At 58.7% G+C, this 17,755-nt stretch carries 17 protein-coding genes; 10 read left to right on the forward strand and 7 right to left on the reverse strand.

The window, feature by feature from the left end; genetic code table 11:
• Window positions 1-76: 76 nt before the first annotated feature.
• On the forward strand, window positions 77-259 hold the full coding sequence (locus tag G5358_RS06470) for a hypothetical protein (RefSeq protein WP_216952195.1): 183 nt from the start codon (window positions 77-79) through the stop codon (window positions 257-259).
• Window positions 260-328: 69 nt separating this feature from the next.
• Here the strand turns inward: G5358_RS06470 and lpdA are convergent, their stop codons facing one another.
• The 5 genes from lpdA to ampD all read right to left on the reverse strand — a co-directional run bounded on the left by lpdA (window position 329) and on the right by ampD (window position 8,272).
• Window positions 329-1,756, reverse strand: coding sequence for a dihydrolipoyl dehydrogenase (gene lpdA / locus G5358_RS06475; protein ID WP_005336123.1), 1,428 nt, complete (start codon window positions 1,754-1,756; stop codon window positions 329-331).
• Window positions 1,757-1,904: 148 nt separating this feature from the next.
• The gene (aceF, locus tag G5358_RS06480; RefSeq protein ID WP_204419767.1) at window positions 1,905-3,794 is read right to left on the reverse strand and encodes a pyruvate dehydrogenase complex dihydrolipoyllysine-residue acetyltransferase; all 1,890 of its coding nucleotides are present in this window, start codon (window positions 3,792-3,794) and stop codon (window positions 1,905-1,907) included.
• 119 nt (window positions 3,795-3,913) lie between these two features.
• Window positions 3,914-6,574, reverse strand: a complete 2,661-nt coding sequence (gene aceE / locus G5358_RS06485; protein ID WP_270905385.1) for a pyruvate dehydrogenase (acetyl-transferring), homodimeric type — start codon at window positions 6,572-6,574, stop codon at window positions 3,914-3,916.
• A 79-nt stretch (window positions 6,575-6,653) separates the two neighbouring features.
• Window positions 6,654-7,418, reverse strand: a complete 765-nt coding sequence (gene pdhR, locus G5358_RS06490) for a pyruvate dehydrogenase complex transcriptional repressor PdhR (protein ID WP_421269950.1) — start codon at window positions 7,416-7,418, stop codon at window positions 6,654-6,656.
• 278 nt (window positions 7,419-7,696) lie between these two features.
• Complete coding sequence (ampD, locus tag G5358_RS06495; RefSeq protein ID WP_069554218.1) at window positions 7,697-8,272, reverse strand: 1,6-anhydro-N-acetylmuramyl-L-alanine amidase AmpD; 576 nt, start codon at window positions 8,270-8,272, stop codon at window positions 7,697-7,699.
• 130 nt (window positions 8,273-8,402) lie between these two features.
• Here ampD and G5358_RS06500 point away from each other — a divergent pair, with 130 nt between their 5' ends.
• The 9 genes from G5358_RS06500 (at window position 8,403) to yacG (ending at window position 16,138) form a co-directional block, all read left to right on the forward strand.
• A complete protein-coding gene (locus G5358_RS06500) occupies window positions 8,403-8,873 on the forward strand; it encodes a retropepsin-like aspartic protease family protein (RefSeq protein ID WP_040068932.1) in 471 nt (156 codons plus the stop codon).
• A 3-nt stretch (window positions 8,874-8,876) separates the two neighbouring features.
• Window positions 8,877-9,740 carry a carboxylating nicotinate-nucleotide diphosphorylase gene (nadC, locus tag G5358_RS06505; protein ID WP_227341829.1) on the forward strand — a complete coding sequence of 288 codons (864 nt, stop codon included), beginning with the start codon at window positions 8,877-8,879 and terminating at the stop codon, window positions 9,738-9,740.
• A 314-nt stretch (window positions 9,741-10,054) separates the two neighbouring features.
• Window positions 10,055-10,531 (forward strand): pilin, encoded by a 477-nt coding sequence (locus G5358_RS06510; protein ID WP_421254449.1) that lies wholly within the window; start codon window positions 10,055-10,057, stop codon window positions 10,529-10,531.
• Window positions 10,532-10,534: 3 nt separating this feature from the next.
• Complete coding sequence (gene tapB / locus G5358_RS06515; protein ID WP_216952199.1) at window positions 10,535-12,241, forward strand: PilB family type IVa pilus assembly ATPase TapB; 1,707 nt, start codon at window positions 10,535-10,537, stop codon at window positions 12,239-12,241.
• 129 nt (window positions 12,242-12,370) lie between these two features.
• Window positions 12,371-13,612, forward strand: coding sequence for a type II secretion system F family protein (locus G5358_RS06520; RefSeq protein WP_421223102.1), 1,242 nt, complete (start codon window positions 12,371-12,373; stop codon window positions 13,610-13,612).
• Between the two features lie 61 nt (window positions 13,613-13,673).
• A complete protein-coding gene (locus tag G5358_RS06525; protein WP_421236043.1) occupies window positions 13,674-14,546 on the forward strand; it encodes a prepilin peptidase in 873 nt (290 codons plus the stop codon).
• A 13-nt stretch (window positions 14,547-14,559) separates the two neighbouring features.
• Window positions 14,560-15,174 carry a dephospho-CoA kinase gene (gene coaE / locus G5358_RS06530; protein ID WP_338455675.1) on the forward strand — a complete coding sequence of 205 codons (615 nt, stop codon included), beginning with the start codon at window positions 14,560-14,562 and terminating at the stop codon, window positions 15,172-15,174.
• A gap of 37 nt (window positions 15,175-15,211) precedes the next feature.
• Complete coding sequence (gene zapD / locus G5358_RS06535) at window positions 15,212-15,934, forward strand: cell division protein ZapD (protein WP_005355104.1); 723 nt, start codon at window positions 15,212-15,214, stop codon at window positions 15,932-15,934.
• Window positions 15,935-15,943: 9 nt separating this feature from the next.
• The gene (gene yacG, locus G5358_RS06540; protein ID WP_005336142.1) at window positions 15,944-16,138 is read left to right on the forward strand and encodes a DNA gyrase inhibitor YacG; all 195 of its coding nucleotides are present in this window, start codon (window positions 15,944-15,946) and stop codon (window positions 16,136-16,138) included.
• Between the two features lie 77 nt (window positions 16,139-16,215).
• On the opposite strand, the gene mutT is transcribed toward yacG, so the two are convergent.
• Window positions 16,216-16,620 (reverse strand): 8-oxo-dGTP diphosphatase MutT, encoded by a 405-nt coding sequence (mutT, locus tag G5358_RS06545; RefSeq protein WP_204384572.1) that lies wholly within the window; start codon window positions 16,618-16,620, stop codon window positions 16,216-16,218.
• Window positions 16,621-16,804: 184 nt separating this feature from the next.
• The coding region (locus tag G5358_RS06550; protein ID WP_421323823.1) for an SEC-C metal-binding domain-containing protein at window positions 16,805-17,755 on the reverse strand (951 nt) is incomplete at its 5' end.

The raw sequence follows: 17,755 nt of genomic DNA on the forward strand, positions 1-17,755 counted from the left end.
GGTGACGCACGGCCATTCAACCGCCGTTATGCGGCTCTCGAAATGCCTCATAATCAGGGAAATATGAGGAGGAGTTATGGGCAAACTGATAGTGATGGTGTTGCTGGGAGGAGTGCTCAGCGCCTGCAGCAACGGGCCGGTGCGGGTACACGGCGCTGACGTGAGCGTAGACGATACCCGGATCCGGGTCAGTGACGGCAGTGGTGGCGGTTATGGCACCTTCTGCCCGCCCGGTCAGGCCAAGAAGGGGCGCTGCTAACCTCTTAGCCAAACCCCGAAAACAAAAAGCCGCTCAAATGAGCGGCTTTTTCATGAAGATGGCAGAAGATTACTTTTTCTTCTTGGCCTTGGCGTTCGGCAGGTCGGTGATGGAGCCTTCGAACACTTCGGCAGCCAGACCCACGGACTCGTGCAGAGTCGGGTGAGCGTGGATGGTCAGCGCGATATCTTCGGCGTCAGCACCCATCTCGATGGCCAGACCGATTTCACCCAGCAGTTCACCGCCGTTGGTACCCACGATGGCACCACCGATGACGCGGCCGCTCTCCTTGTCGAAGATCAGCTTGGTCATACCGTCGGAGCAGTCGGACGCGATGGCGCGACCGGAAGCAGCCCACGGGAAGGTGGCGACTTCGAAGTTCAGGCCCTGTTGCTTGGCTTCCTTCTCGGTCAGACCAACCCATGCCATCTCTGGCTCGGTGTAGGCGATGGACGGGATCACTTTCGGGTCGAAGTAGTGCTTCTTGCCGGCGATAACTTCGGCGGCAACGTGACCTTCGTGAACACCTTTGTGTGCCAGCATCGGCTGACCAACGATGTCACCGATGGCGTGGATGTGCGCCACGTTGGTACGCAGCTGCTTGTCCACCTCGATGAAACCGCGCTCGGTCACGGCAACGCCTGCCTTCTCGGCATCCAGCATCTTGCCGTTCGGCACACGGCCTACGGCAACCAACACGTTGTCGTAACGAACCGGCTCGGCCGGGGCGTGCTTGCCTTCATAGGAGACGTACAGGCCGTCTTCGCGCGCTTCAACTGCGGTGACCTTGGTCTCCAGCATGATGTTGAATTTCTTGGCCACACGCTTGGTATAGATCTTGACGATGTCTTTGTCGGCAGCCGGAACCAGCTGGTCGGCAAATTCCACCACGTCGATCTCGGAACCCAGAGAGGAGTAAACGGTACCCATCTCCAGACCGATGATGCCGCCACCGATAACCAGCAGTTTGCCAGGAACGGTTTTCAGCTCCAGCGCATCGGTAGAGTCCCATACGCGCGGGTCATCGTGGGGAATGAACGGCAGCTTCACCGGACGGGAACCGGCCGCGATGATGGCGTTGTCGAAGGTCACGGTAGTCTTGCCGTCGGCACCTTCAACTTCCAGGGTGTTCGGGCCGGTAAATTTACCCAAGCCGTTAACAACCTGAACTTTACGCATCTTGGCCATGCCAGCCAGACCGCCGGTCAGCTGGTTGATAACCTTCTCTTTCCACAGACGGATCTTGTCGATGTCGGTCTGCGGGGCACCGAAGACAATGCCGTGCTCGGCCAGCGCCTTGGCTTCTTCAATCACTTTGGCAACGTGCAGCAGCGCCTTGGAGGGGATGCAGCCCACGTTCAGGCAGACGCCACCCAGGGTGGAGTAACGCTCGACGATAATAGTATCCAGACCCAGATCGGCTGCACGGAAAGCAGCGGAATAACCGGCAGGGCCAGCACCCAGTACTACGACCTGGGTTTTGATTTCTTTACTCATCATGACCTCTTTGTCGTTCTTATATCCCCGGACAGCGCAGTCTTATACCGGAACGGGTGGCTGCAGCCGTGAAAAAAACGGGGCAAGTTTACGATCATGTTAATGAAATGAGAAGTAAAAAGGGCAGGCTCTGGGCCCGCCCTCTCACTTACAGGACCAGTCGACGAATGTCGGACAGCACGCCGTTCATGGTGGTGATGAAGCGAGCCCCATCGGCACCATCGATCACGCGGTGGTCGTAGCTCAGAGCCAGCGGCAGCATCAGGCGCGGCGCGAACTCTTTGCCGTTCCACTTCGGCTTCATCTCGGACTTGGAAACACCGAGGATGGCCACTTCCGGCGCGTTGACGATCGGGGTAAAGCTGGTACCGCCGATGCCACCCAGGCTGGAGATGGTGAAGCAACCGCCCTGCATGTCGGCAGCGGTCAGCTTGCCGGCACGGGCCTTCTTGGAGATCTCGGCCAGATCGCGAGACAGCTCCATGATGCCCTTCTTGTTAACATCGCGCACCACGGGCACAACCAGACCGTTGGGGGTATCTACCGCCACACCGATGTGGATGTACTTCTTCATGATCAGCTTGCTGCCATCTTCGGACAGGGAGCTGCAGAAGCGCGGGTGGGCTTCCAGCGCCTTGGCGGCGGCTTTCAGGATGAACACCAGCGGGGTGATCTTCACGTCTGCCTTCTGCTTCTCGAGCATCGCATTCTGCTCTTTGCGGAACGCTTCCAGCTCGGTGGTATCGGCTTCGTCGAACTGGGTGACATGAGGGATCATGACCCAGTTGCGGTGCAGGTTCGGACCGGAGATCTTCTGGATGCGGGTCAGCTCGACCTCTTCCACATCACCGAACTTGCTGAAGTCTACTTTCGGCCACGGCAGGACGCCCAGACCGTTGCCACCGGCTACGCCAGCAGAGGCAGGAGCGGACTCGGCACGCTTGATGGCATCCTTCACGTAGGCTTGCACGTCTTCTTTGACGATGCGGCCCTTGCGACCGGAGGCCTTCACCTTGGCCAGGTTGACGCCGAACTCGCGCGCCAGACGGCGTACCGCCGGAGAGGCGTGTACATAAGCGTCGTTGGCAACGAAATCGGTCGCAGCGGCAGCCGCCTGGGCAACCGGAGCCGGAGCAGCGGCAACAGGGGCTGCAGCGACCGGGGCGGCAGCTTGAGCAACCGGCGCGGCAGCAGGAGCAGCGCCAGCCACTTCGAAGACCATGATCAGGGAACCGGTGGAGACCTTGTCACCCGCTTTCACCTTGATCTCTTTGACCACACCGGCGAACGGCGCAGGCACTTCCATGGAGGCCTTGTCACCTTCCACGGCGATCAGGGACTGGTCAGCTTCAACCTTGTCACCCACGGCAACCATGATCTCGGTGACTTCCACTTCGTCGCCACCGATATCCGGTACGTTGACCTCTTTGGCAGCGGCGGCAACCGGGGCAGCAGCCACGGGCGCGGCAGCTTGAGCCGGAGCAGCAACGGCAGCAGGCGCAGCGCCAGCCACTTCAAATACCATCACCAGAGAACCGGTAGAGACCTTGGCACCAGCGGCAACCTTGATCTCGACCACGCGACCGGCAAACGGCGCTGGCACTTCCATGGAGGCCTTGTCACCTTCCACGGCAATGATGGATTGGTCGGCTTCAACCATGTCGCCCACGGCAACCATGATTTCAGTCACGTCCACTTCGTCGTCACCGATGTCCGGTACGTGCACATCTTTGCGCACGGCAGCGGCAGGTGCGGCGGCCGGAGCAGCGGCAGCCGGTGCAGCCACTTCAGCAGGGGCGGCAGCGCCTTCGGCTTCGAAGATCATGATCTGGGAACCGGTGGCAACCTTGTCGCCTACCTTGATCAGGATCTCTTTAACGATACCGGCAGACGGGGCCGGTACTTCCATGGAGGCCTTGTCGCCTTCTACCGCGATGATGGACTGGTCCAGCTCGACCTTGTCACCCACGGCCACCATGATCTCGGTGACTTCAACTTCATCGGCGCCGATATCCGGCACCATAATCTGTTTGGACATTGTGCTTTATCCTCTTGCGTCGATCCGCGTGACTGGTTGATGCCGCCACGCACATCTCGCGTTAACCGTTTTAAATCCTGGCAGGGTCGCGCCGCATGACGGCGCGACCCTTGATCCACTTACGCGTACAGCGGGTTGACCTTGTCGGCATCGATGCCGTACTTGGCGATGGCGTCGGCCACAACCTGCTTGTCTACCTCACCGCGCTTGGCCAGTTCGGTCAGAGCAGCAACCACCACGTAGAACTCGTTCACTTCGAAGTGACGACGCAGGTTGGCACGGCTGTCGGAACGGCCGTAACCGTCGGTACCCAGCACGCGGTAGTTCTCGGTCGGAACGAAGGCGCGAACCTGATCGGCGAAGGACTTCATGTAGTCGGTCGCAGCGATGGTGGCTTCGGAACCCAGTACCTGAGCGATGTAGGGAACACGCGCTTCAGAGGTCGGGTGCAGCATGTTCCAGCGATCCGCGTCCTGACCGTCACGGGCCAGCTCGTTGAAGGAGGTGACGCTGAACACATCGGAACCGATGCCGTACTCGCTGGCCAGGATCTGGGCAGCCTTGCGCACGTGCCCCAGGATGGAACCACAACCCAGCAGCTGAACTTTCGCCTTGGCACCGGCGACGGATTCCAGCTTGTAGATACCCTTGCGGATGCCTTCCTCGGCGCCTTCCGGCATGGCCGGCATGGCGTAGTTCTCGTTCAGGGTGGTGATGTAGTAGAACACGTTCTCCGGGTTCTCACCGTACATGCGGCGCAGGCCGTCCTGTACGATCACCGCCACTTCATAGGCATAGGACGGGTCGTAAGAGATGCAGTTCGGGATGGTGTTCGCCAGGATGTGGCTGTGACCATCTTCGTGCTGCAGACCTTCGCCGTTCAGGGTAGTACGACCGGAGGTTGCACCCAGCAGGAAGCCACGGGCTTGCTGGTCACCGGCTGCCCACGCCATGTCGCCGATCCGCTGGAAGCCGAACATGGAGTAGTAGATGTAGAACGGGATCATCGGGCAATCGTTGGTGCTGTAAGAGGTCGCAGCAGCCAGCCAGGAGGACATGGCGCCCAGCTCGTTGATACCGTCTTGCAGAACCTGACCCTGCTTGTCTTCCTTGTAGTAGGAGACGATGTCGCGGTCTTGCGGGGTGTACTGCTGACCGTGCGGGCTGTAGATACCGATCTGGCGGAACAGACCTTCCATACCGAAGGTACGGGCTTCGTCAGCGAGGATCGGAACGATGCGCTTGCCGATGGACTTGTCTTTCAGCATCACGTTTAGGGAACGCACGAACGCCATGGTGGTGGAGATTTCGCGCGCTTGCTCGCCCAACAGCGGGCCGAAGGCATCCAGCGCCGGGATTTCCAGCTTGGTGGTGCTTTCGCGCAGACGGGTCGGCAGATAGCCTTTCAGGGCTGCACGACGAGCATGCAGGTACTTGTGCTCTTCACTGCCCTCTTCGATCTTCAGGTACGGCAGATCGGCCAGCTGCTCGTCGGCCACCGGCAGGTTGAAGCGGTCACGCAGGTGACGCACGGAGTCCAGCTCCATCTTCTTGACCTGGTGAGCGATGTTCTTGCCTTCAGCCGCTTCACCCATGCCGTAACCCTTGATGGTCTTGGCCAGAATAACGGTCGGCTTGCCCTTGGTCTGGGTCGCCTTGTTGAACGCAGCGAACAGTTTGCGAGGATCGTGACCACCGCGGTTCAGGGCGAAGATCTCCTCGTCGGTCATGTCTTTGACCAGCGCGGCAGTTTCCGGATAACGATTGAAGAAGTGCTCGCGGATGTAGCCACCGTCGCGGGACTTCATGGTCTGGTAGTCACCGTCCACGGTCTCGTTCATCAGCTGGATCAGCTTGCCGGAAGTATCCTTGCGCAGCAGCTCATCCCACTTGCGACCCCAGATAACCTTGGTGACATCCCAACCGGCGCCAGCGAACAGGCCTTCCAGCTCGTTGATGACCTTGCCGTTACCGACAACCGGACCATCCAGACGCTGCAGGTTGCAGTTAACCACGAATACCAGGTTGTCGAGCTTTTCACGCACGGCAACGGTCAGGGCACCTTTGGCTTCCGGCTCGTCCATCTCGCCGTCACCCAGGAAGGCGTAAACGGTCTGCTCGGAGCAATCCTTGATGCCACGGTCGGTCAGGTACTTCAGGAAGCGAGCCTGATAGATGGCGGCGATGGGGCCCAGACCCATGGATACGGTCGGGAACTGCCAGAAGTCCGGCATCAGTTTCGGGTGCGGGTAGGAAGGCAGACCCTTGCCGTCTACTTCCTGACGGAAGTTGTCCAGCTGCTCTTCGGTCAGACGACCTTCAGCAAAGGCGCGAGCATAGATGCCCGGGGAGATGTGACCCTGGAAGTAAACCAGATCACCACCATCCTTCTCGTTGCGAGCACGGAAGAAGTGGTTGAAGCAGACATCATAGATGGTCGCAGAAGAAGCGAAGGAAGACATGTGACCACCCAGGTCCAGGTCTTTCTTGGAGGCGCGCAGCACGATCATCATGGCGTTCCAGCGGATGATGGCGCGAATGCGGCGTTCCATCTCCAGGTCACCCGGGTAGTCCGGCTCATCGCTGGACGGGATGGTGTTGATGTAATCGCGATTTGCCTTGGCAGCCACGTCCACACCGCTTGCGCGGGCTTTCTCGGCCAACTGTTCAAGGATGAACTGAGCGCGTTGCGGACCCTCTTCACGCAGCAGGGATTCCAGAGAGGCAAGCCACTCCAGCGTTTCTATCGGGTCCACATCGTTCTTCAGGATATCAGACATGGCTGGTTCCTATGTTGTTGTGATTGCACGGCATTGCACGGCGAAGGGCGCAAGCATTCGACAATAAAGCCTTGTGGGATTAGTTTTCCTGCTGACGGATCCGACGCATGGATCGCTGGATCCGGCTGTCTTCCCTCTGCATATCCAACAAGGTGTCCTCGATAAAGGCCAGATGCTCATGACAAGCTGTTCTGGCCCGCTCCGGAGCCCCCGAAAGAATAGCCTCGATCAGATTCGCGCGATGGCGACGTATCTTAGCTACCACTCCCGGGCGGCGATTCAAAATCTCGTTATTCTGCAGAATGTTCTGCTCGAGCATCGGGCTCATGGCCCGCAGCAGGTGCAGCAGCACCACGTTGTGGGACGCCTCGGCCACCGCCAGATAAAACTGGGTGACGGCTGCCGATTCGGCCACCAGCGAGCCCGACTGGCCCGCCTCTTCAATGGTGATTTGTACCTGACGAATGCGCTCGAAATCAGACCCTGTTCCCCGCAAGGCCGCGTAGTAGGCACAGATGCCTTCCAGCGCGTGGCGAAACTCCAGCAGGTCATACTGGGCTTCCGGGTGGGTACTGAGCAGTTCGAACAGAGGATCGGCGATCCCCTTGCTCAGGGCATTCTGCACATAAGTGCCGCCGCCCTGACGGCGATAAAGCAATCCGCGCGCTTCCAGTCGCTGGATGGCTTCGCGCAGGGAGGGGCGCGATACCTGAAACTGGATGGCGAGTTCCCGCTCGGGAGGCAATTTCTGTCCCGGCTGCAGGCTGCCTTCCAGAATCATCTGTTCCAGCTCGGCGACAATGGAGTCGGCCAACTTGGGTTGCGTAATCTTGCGATAGGGCATGAGGCTACTTTGTTAAATTGGTATTACCAATTTCATGGATGGGGCGAAAATTAGCAGAGGCCTTTTGAAAAGTCCACTCAAAAGATGATCTGAGTCAAGAATCAGCCCTGCCACTTAAGAGGTAAAGCAGGGGAAACATGATTTAGCTCATAGAAAATGGTCTGACCAATATTCTTGACTTCGCTCACAAATAACATTTGCGCAACCAGAGACAAAAATGGCCTGCCAGATAGGCAAGCCATTGATTTTAAAATCCAAACTAAATTTGAATGTTTACTTTAGCTGTTTAGTAGTTGCCGGTAGTAATCCCACTGGAAACTGGCTCCGGGATCCGTCTTGCGCCCTGGCGCGATATCGCAATGGCCGACAATTTTTTCGTGGGTGATGGCCGGATAGCGCTCCGAGATGGCTCGAGTGAGCCCTGCCAATGCCCGGTATTGAGCCTCGGTGTAGGGGATTTCGTCAGTCCCTTCCAGCTCGATGCCGATGGAGAAGTCATTGCATGCCTCCCTCCCCTGCCAGCTCGAGACACCAGCGTGCCAGGCGCGCGCGCCGAATGGCACATACTGCACCAGCTCGCCATCACGGCGGATCAGGCAGTGGGCCGAGACCCTCAGCTGATGGATACCGGCAAAATAGGGGTGAGCCTCCGGGTCGAGTCGCCCCATAAAGAGATCGTCGATAAAGGGACCGCCAAACTCCCCCGGCGGCAGGCTGATGCCATGCACCACCAGCAGGGAGATATCATCCGGCGCGGCCCGTTCGTTGTGATGGGGAGAAGGCACCCGGCGCGCCTGCTGGCACCAGCCAGCGGCATCGATAGAGAAACAAGGTTGCGAAGCGAGTTGAGTCATCGGCTACTCGAGTTGGCTGATAAATGGCGAGAAAACGAAGATACCTGATAGGCAATCCGGCACCAACTCACTGAATCCAAGGGAAATGGTATGTTAGGCTGGGTCATCTTCCGCTCGATATGGATGGGGTATGCAGCACACGGCACGCTGGATGTGGTTACTGGCCTGGCTCTCTTTGATGGGTCTGCTGACCCTCTATTTTCACTCCCGCAACCAACCCAGCGTCACCGCCAGCGGCGAGCTGTTGCTGCGGGCCGACCAGAGCGGCCACTATCGTCTGGAGGGTGCCATCAACGGCCAGCCGGTGCAACTGCTGCTCGATACCGGCGCCACCCGTATCACCATCCCGCAGCAGGTTGCCGAGCGGCTCGGCCTGACCGCTCATGGCAGCAGCCAGGTCAATACCGCCGCGGGGCAGATCCGGGTCGGCAACGGCACCATCGAAACGCTGGCGATGGGGCCATTGACCTTGTACGATCTGGCCATCTTTATCAATCCGGCGGCAGACGGTGACGAAGTGCTGGTTGGCATGAACGCCCTCGGTCGGCTGGAGCTGGTTCAAAAGGAGCGGCAACTGCTGCTCAGACCCTTGCAGGAATAAGGCATGTTTCAACAGGATGTCAGCCGCGCCGTGCGCGCCGCACTACTCGAAGATCTGGGCGATGCCCTCACCACGCTGGACCAACCGGACGCCAGCGCCGATATCACCGCCCAGCTGATCCCGGCCGACCGGATGGCCAGCGCCCGGGTCATCACCCGTGAAGCAGGAGTATTCTGCGGCCAGCCCTGGGTGGATGAAGTGTTCGTACAACTCGGCGGCGACGTGAAGGTGGAGTGGAAGGTGCAGGATGGGGAAGTGCTCTCCCCCAATCAGGAGCTGTTCCGCCTCCATGGCCCTGCCCGTCTGCTGTTGACCGGCGAGCGCAATGCGCTGAACTTTGTCCAGACCCTCTCCGGTGTCGCCACCCTCACCGCGCGCTATGTGGCAGAGCTGGAGGGCACTGACTGCCGCCTGCTCGACACCCGCAAAACCATCCCTGGGCTGCGCACCGCCCAGAAGTACGCAGTCACCTGTGGCGGCGGCAAGAATCACCGCATCGGCCTCTACGACGCTTACCTCATCAAGGAGAACCATATCCTCGCCTGCGGCGGCATTGCCGAGGCGATTAATGAGGCTCGTCATCTCAATCCGGGTAAACCGGTGGAGGTGGAAGTGGAATCACTGACAGAACTCGAACAAGCGCTGGCGGCAAAGGCCGATATCGTGATGCTGGACAACTTCGACGTGACCATGATGCGGGAAGCGGTCACCATCAATCAGGGCCGCGCCAAGCTCGAAGTCTCCGGCAATGTGACGCTGGATACTCTGGCCGAGTTTGCCGCCACCGGCGTCGATTTTATCTCTGTCGGGGCGCTCACCAAGCATGTGCGGGCACTCGATCTCTCCATGCGCTTTATCCAACCGTGAGACGCCCCCCACAGGCTTGAGCAAACACTCGATATAACCGGACAAACAACTTGCAAAAGGCGCCAGAGGCGCCTTTTCTTTATGCAGGATCCCTCGGCAAAGGAGTGTACAGACGGACCCTAATCCGGCCACAGAAAGAGTCATAGGAGGCCACTTCTTTTATGACACGCATCAAGTTTTTGCTAAATGAAAGAAGTGTGATTAACAAAATAGACAATCTCTGTTGCCACCCCTGACAGCTCGGATAAGATACTGACGTGCAGATGATTTTCCACCGGCACTTCCCAGGAACCAAGGATAAAAGGATATTTTCCATGAACAGCGAAATGAAGAAACAATCAGGCTTTACACTTATTGAATTGATGATCGTGGTCGCGATCGTAGCCATTCTGGCGGCGATTGCATTGCCTGCATATCAAACGTACACACAAAAAGCGAAATTCTCAGAAGTAATCTCAGCTACAGGGGCACTAAAAACTGCTGTTGAGGTATGTGCTCAAACAAAAGACATTGCCACAACCAATACTCTTTGTACCAGTCAAGGTGCAAACGGCATACCTCCAGCGCCTTCTGCTGCAGGCTATGTAAATGCCGTGGCTCTCGCAGCAGACACAGCTCCTAACGTAAAAATTACGGTGACATCTCAAGGCATAAACTCAGGTTCTAGTGCAGCAGGAGCAACTTACATTCTTAAAGGAACTGTGGATGCGACAACAAAACAAGTGACTTGGAAGCATGATGGTTCCAGCGATGCCAATGGGGGGACTTGTGTAACAGCAGGCATCTGCTAATACATGACATCTAGCCCTAATAGCGGCCTGGCGTTAAGCCTGGCCGCCTCTTCACTGATCAGTGAAGAGGACTCCCAGCGCTATCTGAGCCAGGCCAAGGCCCAGCGCAAACCCTTTGTCACCTTTCTGATAGAAAACGACATCCTCGACAGCAAGGCGCTCGCCGATTTTTGCGAGCTGGAGTATGGGGTACCTCTGCTGGATCTTGCCGCCTTCGATTTGGCCGAGATCCCGCAGAAGTACCTCAATCAGAAGCTGATTGAGAAACACCATGTGCTGCCCATCTATACCCAAGGCCACACTCTCTATATCGCCATGTCGGATCCGACCAATGTCTCGGCCCTGGAGGACTTTGGCTTCAGTTTCGGCCTTCATACCGAGGCGCTGCTGGTGGAGGAGAATAAGCTTACCGCCGCGATCGGCAAGCTGCTGGAGAGCGAAAACGACGCCCTCGGCATGGAGGATATCGACGAGGCCGAGATCTCCGACCTCGAGGTAAGCGACGAGAGCAGCAGGCTGGACGAGAGCGTCAATACCGCCGATGACGATGCCCCCATCGTCAAGTACATCAACAAGATCCTGATGGATGCCATCAAGCGCGGCGCCTCCGACCTGCACTTCGAGCCTTACGAATTCAAGTATCGGGTGCGCTTTCGCATCGACGGGATTCTGCACGAAATCGCTACCCCGCCGGTCAATCTGGCCAACCGCTTCTCTGCCCGCCTCAAGGTGATGGCGCGGCTCGATATCGCCGAGCGGCGGCTGCCGCAGGATGGCCGCATCAAATTGAAGCTGTCGCGCAACAAGTCGATGGATATGCGGGTCAACACCCTGCCCACCATGTGGGGGGAGAAGATCGTTATCCGTCTGCTCGACTCCTCGGCGGCCCGCCTCAATATCGAGCAGCTTGGCTTTGACGACCGCCAGAAGGCACAGTACCTGCGAGCCCTCTCGAAACCGCAGGGGATGATACTGGTCACCGGCCCCACCGGCTCGGGCAAGACGGTCTCGCTCTATACCGGCCTCAATATTCTCAACACCACCGAGGTAAACATCTCCACCGCCGAAGATCCGGTGGAGATCAATCTGCCGGGCGTCAACCAGGTACAGGTCAACCCCAAGGCGGGGCTCACCTTTGCCAGCGCTCTGCGCTCCTTCTTGCGGCAAGATCCAGATGTGGTGATGGTGGGGGAGATACGGGATCTCGAAACCGCCGAGATCGCCATCAAGGCGGCACAAACCGGCCACCTGGTGCTCTCGACCCTGCATACCAACTCGGCTGCCGAAACCCTGACCCGGATGATGAACATGGGGGTGCCCGCCTTCAATATCGCCTCTTCGGTCACCCTGATCATGGCCCAACGGCTGGCCCGCAAGCTGTGTGACCACTGCAAGGCGCCGGAGGTAGTGCCGGAAGCCGAGCTGCTGGAACTGGGTTTTACCCCACAGCAGCTGGCAGCCGGCTTGCGACTGTTCAAACCGGTTGGTTGCAAGGAGTGTTCCGGTGGCTACAAGGGGCGAGTCGGCATCTACGAAATCATGCTAATGTCGGAAAATATCGCAAAATTGATCATGCAGGGGGCCAACTCCCTGCAAATTGCGGCGATTGCCCAGAAAGAGGGCATGCGCACCCTGCGCACCTCGGGACTGGAGAAGGCACGGCTCGGTGTCACCAGCCTGGCCGAGGTCAACCGGGTCACCACCAATTAAACCTCGCCAAGATGCGAGCAAGATGATCTACCAGCAAGCGACCAGATGGTGCCAAGCCGTTTGAGGATATTTATCAGGTCAGATGGTTCAGGGGCTCCCTGACCATCCGCCCAATTGCAGGATGCAAAGATGGCAACCCTAACGAAAAAGAACACCCCCCCGAAAAAAGTCTTCGCCTTCCGCTGGCACGGGGTCAATCGCAAGGGGCAGAAGGTCTCCGGCGAGCTGCAGGCTGACAGCATCAATACCGTCAAGGCGGAGCTGCGCAAGCAGGGGGTAAACGTCACCAAGGTGGCCAAAAAATCCCAGGGGCTCTTCTCCAAGGGCGGCGCCAAGATCAAGCCGATGGATATCGCGATTATCTCCCGCCAGATCACCACCATGCTCTCCGCCGGCGTACCACTAGTACAGAGCCTGCAGATCATCGCCCGCAGCCACGAGAAAGCCGCCATGCGCGAGCTGATGGGTGAGATCGCCTCCGATGTTGAGACCGGAACCCCCATGTCGGAGGCGTTGCGCCGCCACCCTCGCCATTTTGACGATCTCTACTGCGATCTGGTTGAGGCGGGGGAGCAATCCGGTGCGCTGGAAACCATCTACGACCGTATCGCCACCTATCGGGAAAAGTCGGAAGCGCTCAAGTCGAAGATCAAGAAGGCGATGTTCTACCCCACCATGGTCATTCTGGTCGCCATCGTGGTCACCTCCATCCTGCTGCTGTTCGTCATTCCACAGTTCGAGGATATCTTCAAGAGCTTCGGTGCCGAGCTGCCGGTGTTCACCCAGTTTGTTATCGGCATCTCCCGCTTTATGCAGAACTGGTGGTATGTCTTCTTTGGTGGCACGGCCCTTGGCATCTTCCTTTACGTGCGGGCCTGGCGGGCCTCTCAGAAGGTGAAAGACAATACCGACAAGTTCGTCCTCACCATTCCGGTGGTCGGGATGATCCTGCACAAGGCGGCCATGGCCCGCTTCGCCCGCACCCTGTCTACCACCTTCTCCGCCGGTATTCCGCTGGTAGATGCGCTGATTTCGGCAGCAGGTGCCTCCGGCAACTATGTCTATCGCACCGCCGTCATGGCGATCCGTAATGAGGTGGTGGCCGGCATGCAGATCAACGTGGCGATGCGCACCGTCGATCTCTTCCCCGATATGGTGATCCAGATGGTGATGATCGGTGAGGAGTCCGGCGCCATCGATGATATGCTCTCCAAGGTCGCCACCATATTCGAACAGGAGGTGGATGATCTGGTCGATGGCCTCACCAGCCTGCTGGAACCCCTCATCATGGTGGTGCTTGGGGTGCTGGTCGGCGGCATGGTTATTGCCATGTACCTGCCCATCTTCAAGCTTGGCGACGTGGTAGGCTGATTTATCAGGGCATGGCACCAAAACCATGCCCTCCCCCTCATTCAATAACTGACGGTTGGTTATGACACTTCTTCTCGAGCTGGCTCACAGCTTGCCCTGGCTCTACTTCTCGCTGGTTTTTCTTTTCTCCCTGATGATCGGCAGCTTTCTCAACGTGGTGATCCATCGGTTGCCCATCATGCTGGAACGAGAATGGCAGGCTGAATATCGAGGCTACTTCACCCCCGATGAAGAGCAATCAACCGAACCGCGCTACAACCTGATGGTGCCGCGCTCGGCATGCCCCCATTGCGGCCATGCCATCACAGCACTGGAAAATATCCCGCTGTTGAGCTGGCTCTGGCTCAAGGGGCGCTGTGGTGAGTGCCAGGCCCCTATTTCGGCCCGCTATCCGCTGGTAGAGCTGCTGACCGCCCTGCTCTCGCTCGCCGTAGCAATGGTCATAACCCCGGGCTGGGGCACGCTGGCCGCCCTGCTGCTGACCTGGGTGCTGGTCGCCCTCACCTTTATCGATCTCGACAAGATGTTGCTGCCCGACCAGCTCACCCTGCCACTGCTGTGGGGCGGGCTGCTGTTCAATCTGGCTGGTGGCTTCGTGCCGCTGACAGATGCCGTGATTGGCGCCATGGCGGGCTATCTGGTGCTCTGGAGCCTCTACTGGGCTTTCAAGCTGCTCACTGGCAAGGAGGGGATGGGCTATGGTGACTTCAAGCTGCTGGCGGCGCTGGGGGCCTGGCTCGGTTGGCAGGCCCTGCCCATAATTCTGCTGCTCTCATCTCTGGTCGGCGCCGTGATCGGCATCAGCCTGATCGCCTTGCAAAAACATCATCAGGGCAAGCCCATCCCCTTCGGCCCCTACCTCGCCATAGCGGGCTGGATCGCCCTGCTATGGGGCGATACCATCACCCGCTGGTATCTCTCTACCCTGCTTTGAGCAAGAGGCCCCCATGTATGTAGTTGCTATCACAGGTGGTATCGGCAGCGGCAAGACCACTATCGCCAATCAGTTTGCCGCGCTGGGTATCGAGGTGGTGGATGCCGATGTGATCGCCCGCGCAGTGGTCGAGCCGGGTACCCCGGCCCTTGCCGCCATCGCCGACCATTTTGGCCCGGATGTGATTGATCCGAGCGGTCAACTCGACCGTCGTGCCCTGCGCGAGCGGGTCTTCAGCGATCCACAGGCCAAGGAGTGGCTCAATGCCCTGCTCCACCCGCTGATTCGCAGCGAAATGCTGCGCCAGTGTGCCGCGGCCAGTTCTCCTTACTGCCTGCTGGTGGTGCCACTGCTGGTGGAGAACAAACTCACCGGCCTCGCCAACCGGGTGCTGGTGATCGATGTGGATGAAGCGACCCAGATTGAGCGCACCTGTCGCCGTGATGGGGTATCGGCCGAGCAAGCCAAGGCCATCATCGCCGCCCAAGCGAGTCGGGTGGAACGCCTCGCGGCGGCGGATGATGTCATCGAAAACCACAATGGCAGCGAAATGGCGATTAAAACGCGGATTTTGGCGCTGCACGAGACATATCTGGCAATTGCCTCTCAACAAGGCCGCCAAGTGTGAGTACACTAGGCCGGTTTATGGCTGGCCAGGATTAGGCATGATTTACGATTTCCCCCTCAATGAAAAAAGCCGGACCTATCTTCGTCTGGAGTCCCTGTTTTCCCAGATCCGCGACAATCTGGAGAGTGAACAATCCTGGGCACATATCGCCTTCTTCAAGGGGCTGTTCGATCTGCAGGAGTTGCTGGAGCGTGGTGACCTGCGCGCCGACCTCATCAAGGATCTGGAGCGTCTCGGCCAGCGTCTGAGCCACTGGGCCAGCCTGCCCGATGTCGATCTGGAGCAGATCAAACTGATGCAGCAAGAGAGCAGCCAGCTCTCTCGCAACCTGCTCAACTCGCCACGCCCGGGTGCCCGCCTGAAAGAGGATCGTCTGCTCGGCTCCATTCGCCAGCGTTTCTCCATCCCGGGTGGCCTGTGTGCCTTCGATGTGCCGCAGCTACACCACTGGCTCGGCACACCGGCCATTGCCCGTCACCAGCAGATGCAAGGCTGGCTGAGCGATATCAATCTGCTGATGAATGCCATCACTCTGCTGCTGCGCCTGTGGCGTGAATCGGGCAGCTTCAGTGAGCAGGTTGCCAGCAACGGTTTCTTCCAGGACACCGCCGAGAGCGCCGAGCTGATCCGCATCAAGCTGCCGGGCAATCTGTTCTGCTACCCAACCCTGAGCGGCCACAAGAACCGCTTCGCCCTACGCTTTCTGCCCACCGCAGAACAGCCGATTGGCGACGTGCCGTTCCAGCTCGCCTGCTGCTAAGGAGGGCTTATGGTCACCAAGGTAAAGTGTCCGACCTGCCAGAGCGAAGTGGAGTGGGGCCCGCAGAGCCCGTTTCGCCCCTTCTGTAGCAAGCGCTGCCAACTGATCGATCTTGGCGAGTGGGCCGATGAAGAGAAGCGGATCCCGGGGGAGATCAACCCGGATCTGCTGCCGGAGCCGGAAGAGGGCGATCAGTGGCTATAAGCCCCTGGTCACTCACCTCTGCAATATCAAAAAAGGGCCGATTGGCCCTTTTTTGATGCTTGTTGATTGCTACCGGCTCAAGCCTGCAGACCCTGTAGCCGCGCTACAATCGGGCCATTGGCATCGGGGAAGTGGTAGTTGTTCAGCTCGGCCACCGGCACCCACAGACACTCTTGCCCCTCCTTGCCGAACGGCTCACCGCTGAAACGGGTCACCTTCCAGATATCCAGCAACACCTGCTTCTCGGGGTAGTCGTGCTGCAGTTCCATAAAGGGGGCACAATCCAAAACCCGGATGCCAATCTCTTCCCACAGCTCCCGATCCAGCGCGGTGAGCAGATCCTCGCCCGACTCCACCTTGCCACCGGGAAACTCCCAGCGATCTCCCTGATGGCGATCGGAGGAGCGTCTGGCGATGAAGATATCGCCCCGTTCATTCTCGATGACGCCAACCGCCACCCAGATCCGTTTTTTCTGTTCCATCTTGCTACCTTTACACGCGATACATGATCGTGCCGTTCGATGAGCCCAACCTCCGGCTGGGTGAGCGACCGATGATGCCTGATATCCGATTTCTTTCCGTCAAGTGGCGCCACCCTAGTGACTTTGCCACCCTCTGGCAAAAACAAGGCGGGCACTTGGCCCGCCTGTTATGGCATAGCGTCGATCAGGTCAACTGACCGTGGCAGTGCTTGTACTTCTTGCCGGAGCCGCACGGGCAGGGATCGTTGCGACCAACCTTCTGCTCGTCGCGCACGAAGGTGGTGTGGCCCTCTTCGCCTGCGGCCTGTTCATCGGCCAGCTGGCTCTCGGCAGCGGCGTGGGTATAGGTGCGGGGAGCGGCTTCCGCCTGCTGGCGCTGCTGCTCTTCCATCGCTTCCACATCGCGCTCCTGCACCTGAACACGGCTCAGGATGCTGACCACGTCGCGCTTGAGGGTTTCCAGCATCTGGGTGAACAGATCGAAGGATTCGCGCTTGTACTCCTGCTTGGGGTTCTTCTGGGCGTAACCGCGCAGATGGATGCCCTGACGCAGGTGATCCATGGCCGCCAGATGCTCTTTCCACAGACCATCCAGAGTTTGCAGCATCACCGCCTTCTCGAAGTTGCGCAGCACCTCTTTGCCGACCAGCTCTTCCTTGTGGGCATAGAGCTTGGTGGCTTCGTCCAGAATGCGCTCGCGCAGCTTCTCTTCATACAGCTTGTCATCTTCCGCCAGCCACTGTTGCAGCGGCAGATCCAGCGCGAAGTCGGCCTTCAGGCGTGCTTCCAAACCCGGCACATCCCACATCTCTTCCAGAGACTGGGGCGGGATGTACTCGTCGATCACCGCGCCGTAGACGTCGTCACGGATAACGTGAATGGTCTCGGAGATGTCGTTGGTATCCAGCAGCTCGTTACGCTGCTCGTAGACCACCTTGCGCTGGTCGTTGGCCACGTCATCAAACTCCAGCAAGCTCTTGCGGATGTCGAAGTTGCGACCTTCCACCTTGCGCTGGGCGTTTTCGATCGCCTTGGTGACCCATGGGTGCTCGATGGCTTCGCCCTCTTCCATGCCCAGCTTCTTCATCATGCCGGTCACGCGATCGGAGGCGAAGATCCGCATCAGGGTATCTTC

This window comes from Aeromonas sp. 604176 (genome assembly GCF_049170755.1).
Taxonomy (GTDB): Bacteria; Pseudomonadota; Gammaproteobacteria; order Enterobacterales; family Aeromonadaceae; genus Aeromonas; species Aeromonas veronii_A.

What these genes read in the sequence shown, in the direction of transcription:
- G5358_RS06470 (WP_216952195.1), top strand. Translation starts at nt 77, where the DNA reads ATGGGCAAACTGATAGTGATGGTGTTGCTGGGAGGAGTGCTCAGCGCC.
- lpdA (WP_005336123.1), bottom strand. Translation starts at nt 1,756, where the DNA reads ATGAGTAAAGAAATCAAAACCCAGGTCGTAGTACTGGGTGCTGGCCCT.
- aceF (WP_204419767.1), bottom strand. Translation starts at nt 3,794, where the DNA reads ATGTCCAAACAGATTATGGTGCCGGATATCGGCGCCGATGAAGTTGAA.
- aceE (WP_270905385.1), bottom strand. Translation starts at nt 6,574, where the DNA reads ATGTCTGATATCCTGAAGAACGATGTGGACCCGATAGAAACGCTGGAG.
- pdhR (WP_421269950.1), bottom strand. Translation starts at nt 7,418, where the DNA reads ATGCCCTATCGCAAGATTACGCAACCCAAGTTGGCCGACTCCATTGTC.
- ampD (WP_069554218.1), bottom strand. Translation starts at nt 8,272, where the DNA reads ATGACTCAACTCGCTTCGCAACCTTGTTTCTCTATCGATGCCGCTGGC.
- G5358_RS06500 (WP_040068932.1), top strand. Translation starts at nt 8,403, where the DNA reads ATGCAGCACACGGCACGCTGGATGTGGTTACTGGCCTGGCTCTCTTTG.
- nadC (WP_227341829.1), top strand. Translation starts at nt 8,877, where the DNA reads ATGTTTCAACAGGATGTCAGCCGCGCCGTGCGCGCCGCACTACTCGAA.
- G5358_RS06510 (WP_421254449.1), top strand. Translation starts at nt 10,055, where the DNA reads ATGAACAGCGAAATGAAGAAACAATCAGGCTTTACACTTATTGAATTG.
- tapB (WP_216952199.1), top strand. Translation starts at nt 10,535, where the DNA reads ATGACATCTAGCCCTAATAGCGGCCTGGCGTTAAGCCTGGCCGCCTCT.
- G5358_RS06520 (WP_421223102.1), top strand. Translation starts at nt 12,371, where the DNA reads ATGGCAACCCTAACGAAAAAGAACACCCCCCCGAAAAAAGTCTTCGCC.
- G5358_RS06525 (WP_421236043.1), top strand. Translation starts at nt 13,674, where the DNA reads ATGACACTTCTTCTCGAGCTGGCTCACAGCTTGCCCTGGCTCTACTTC.
- coaE (WP_338455675.1), top strand. Translation starts at nt 14,560, where the DNA reads ATGTATGTAGTTGCTATCACAGGTGGTATCGGCAGCGGCAAGACCACT.
- zapD (WP_005355104.1), top strand. Translation starts at nt 15,212, where the DNA reads ATGATTTACGATTTCCCCCTCAATGAAAAAAGCCGGACCTATCTTCGT.
- yacG (WP_005336142.1), top strand. Translation starts at nt 15,944, where the DNA reads ATGGTCACCAAGGTAAAGTGTCCGACCTGCCAGAGCGAAGTGGAGTGG.
- mutT (WP_204384572.1), bottom strand. Translation starts at nt 16,620, where the DNA reads ATGGAACAGAAAAAACGGATCTGGGTGGCGGTTGGCGTCATCGAGAAT.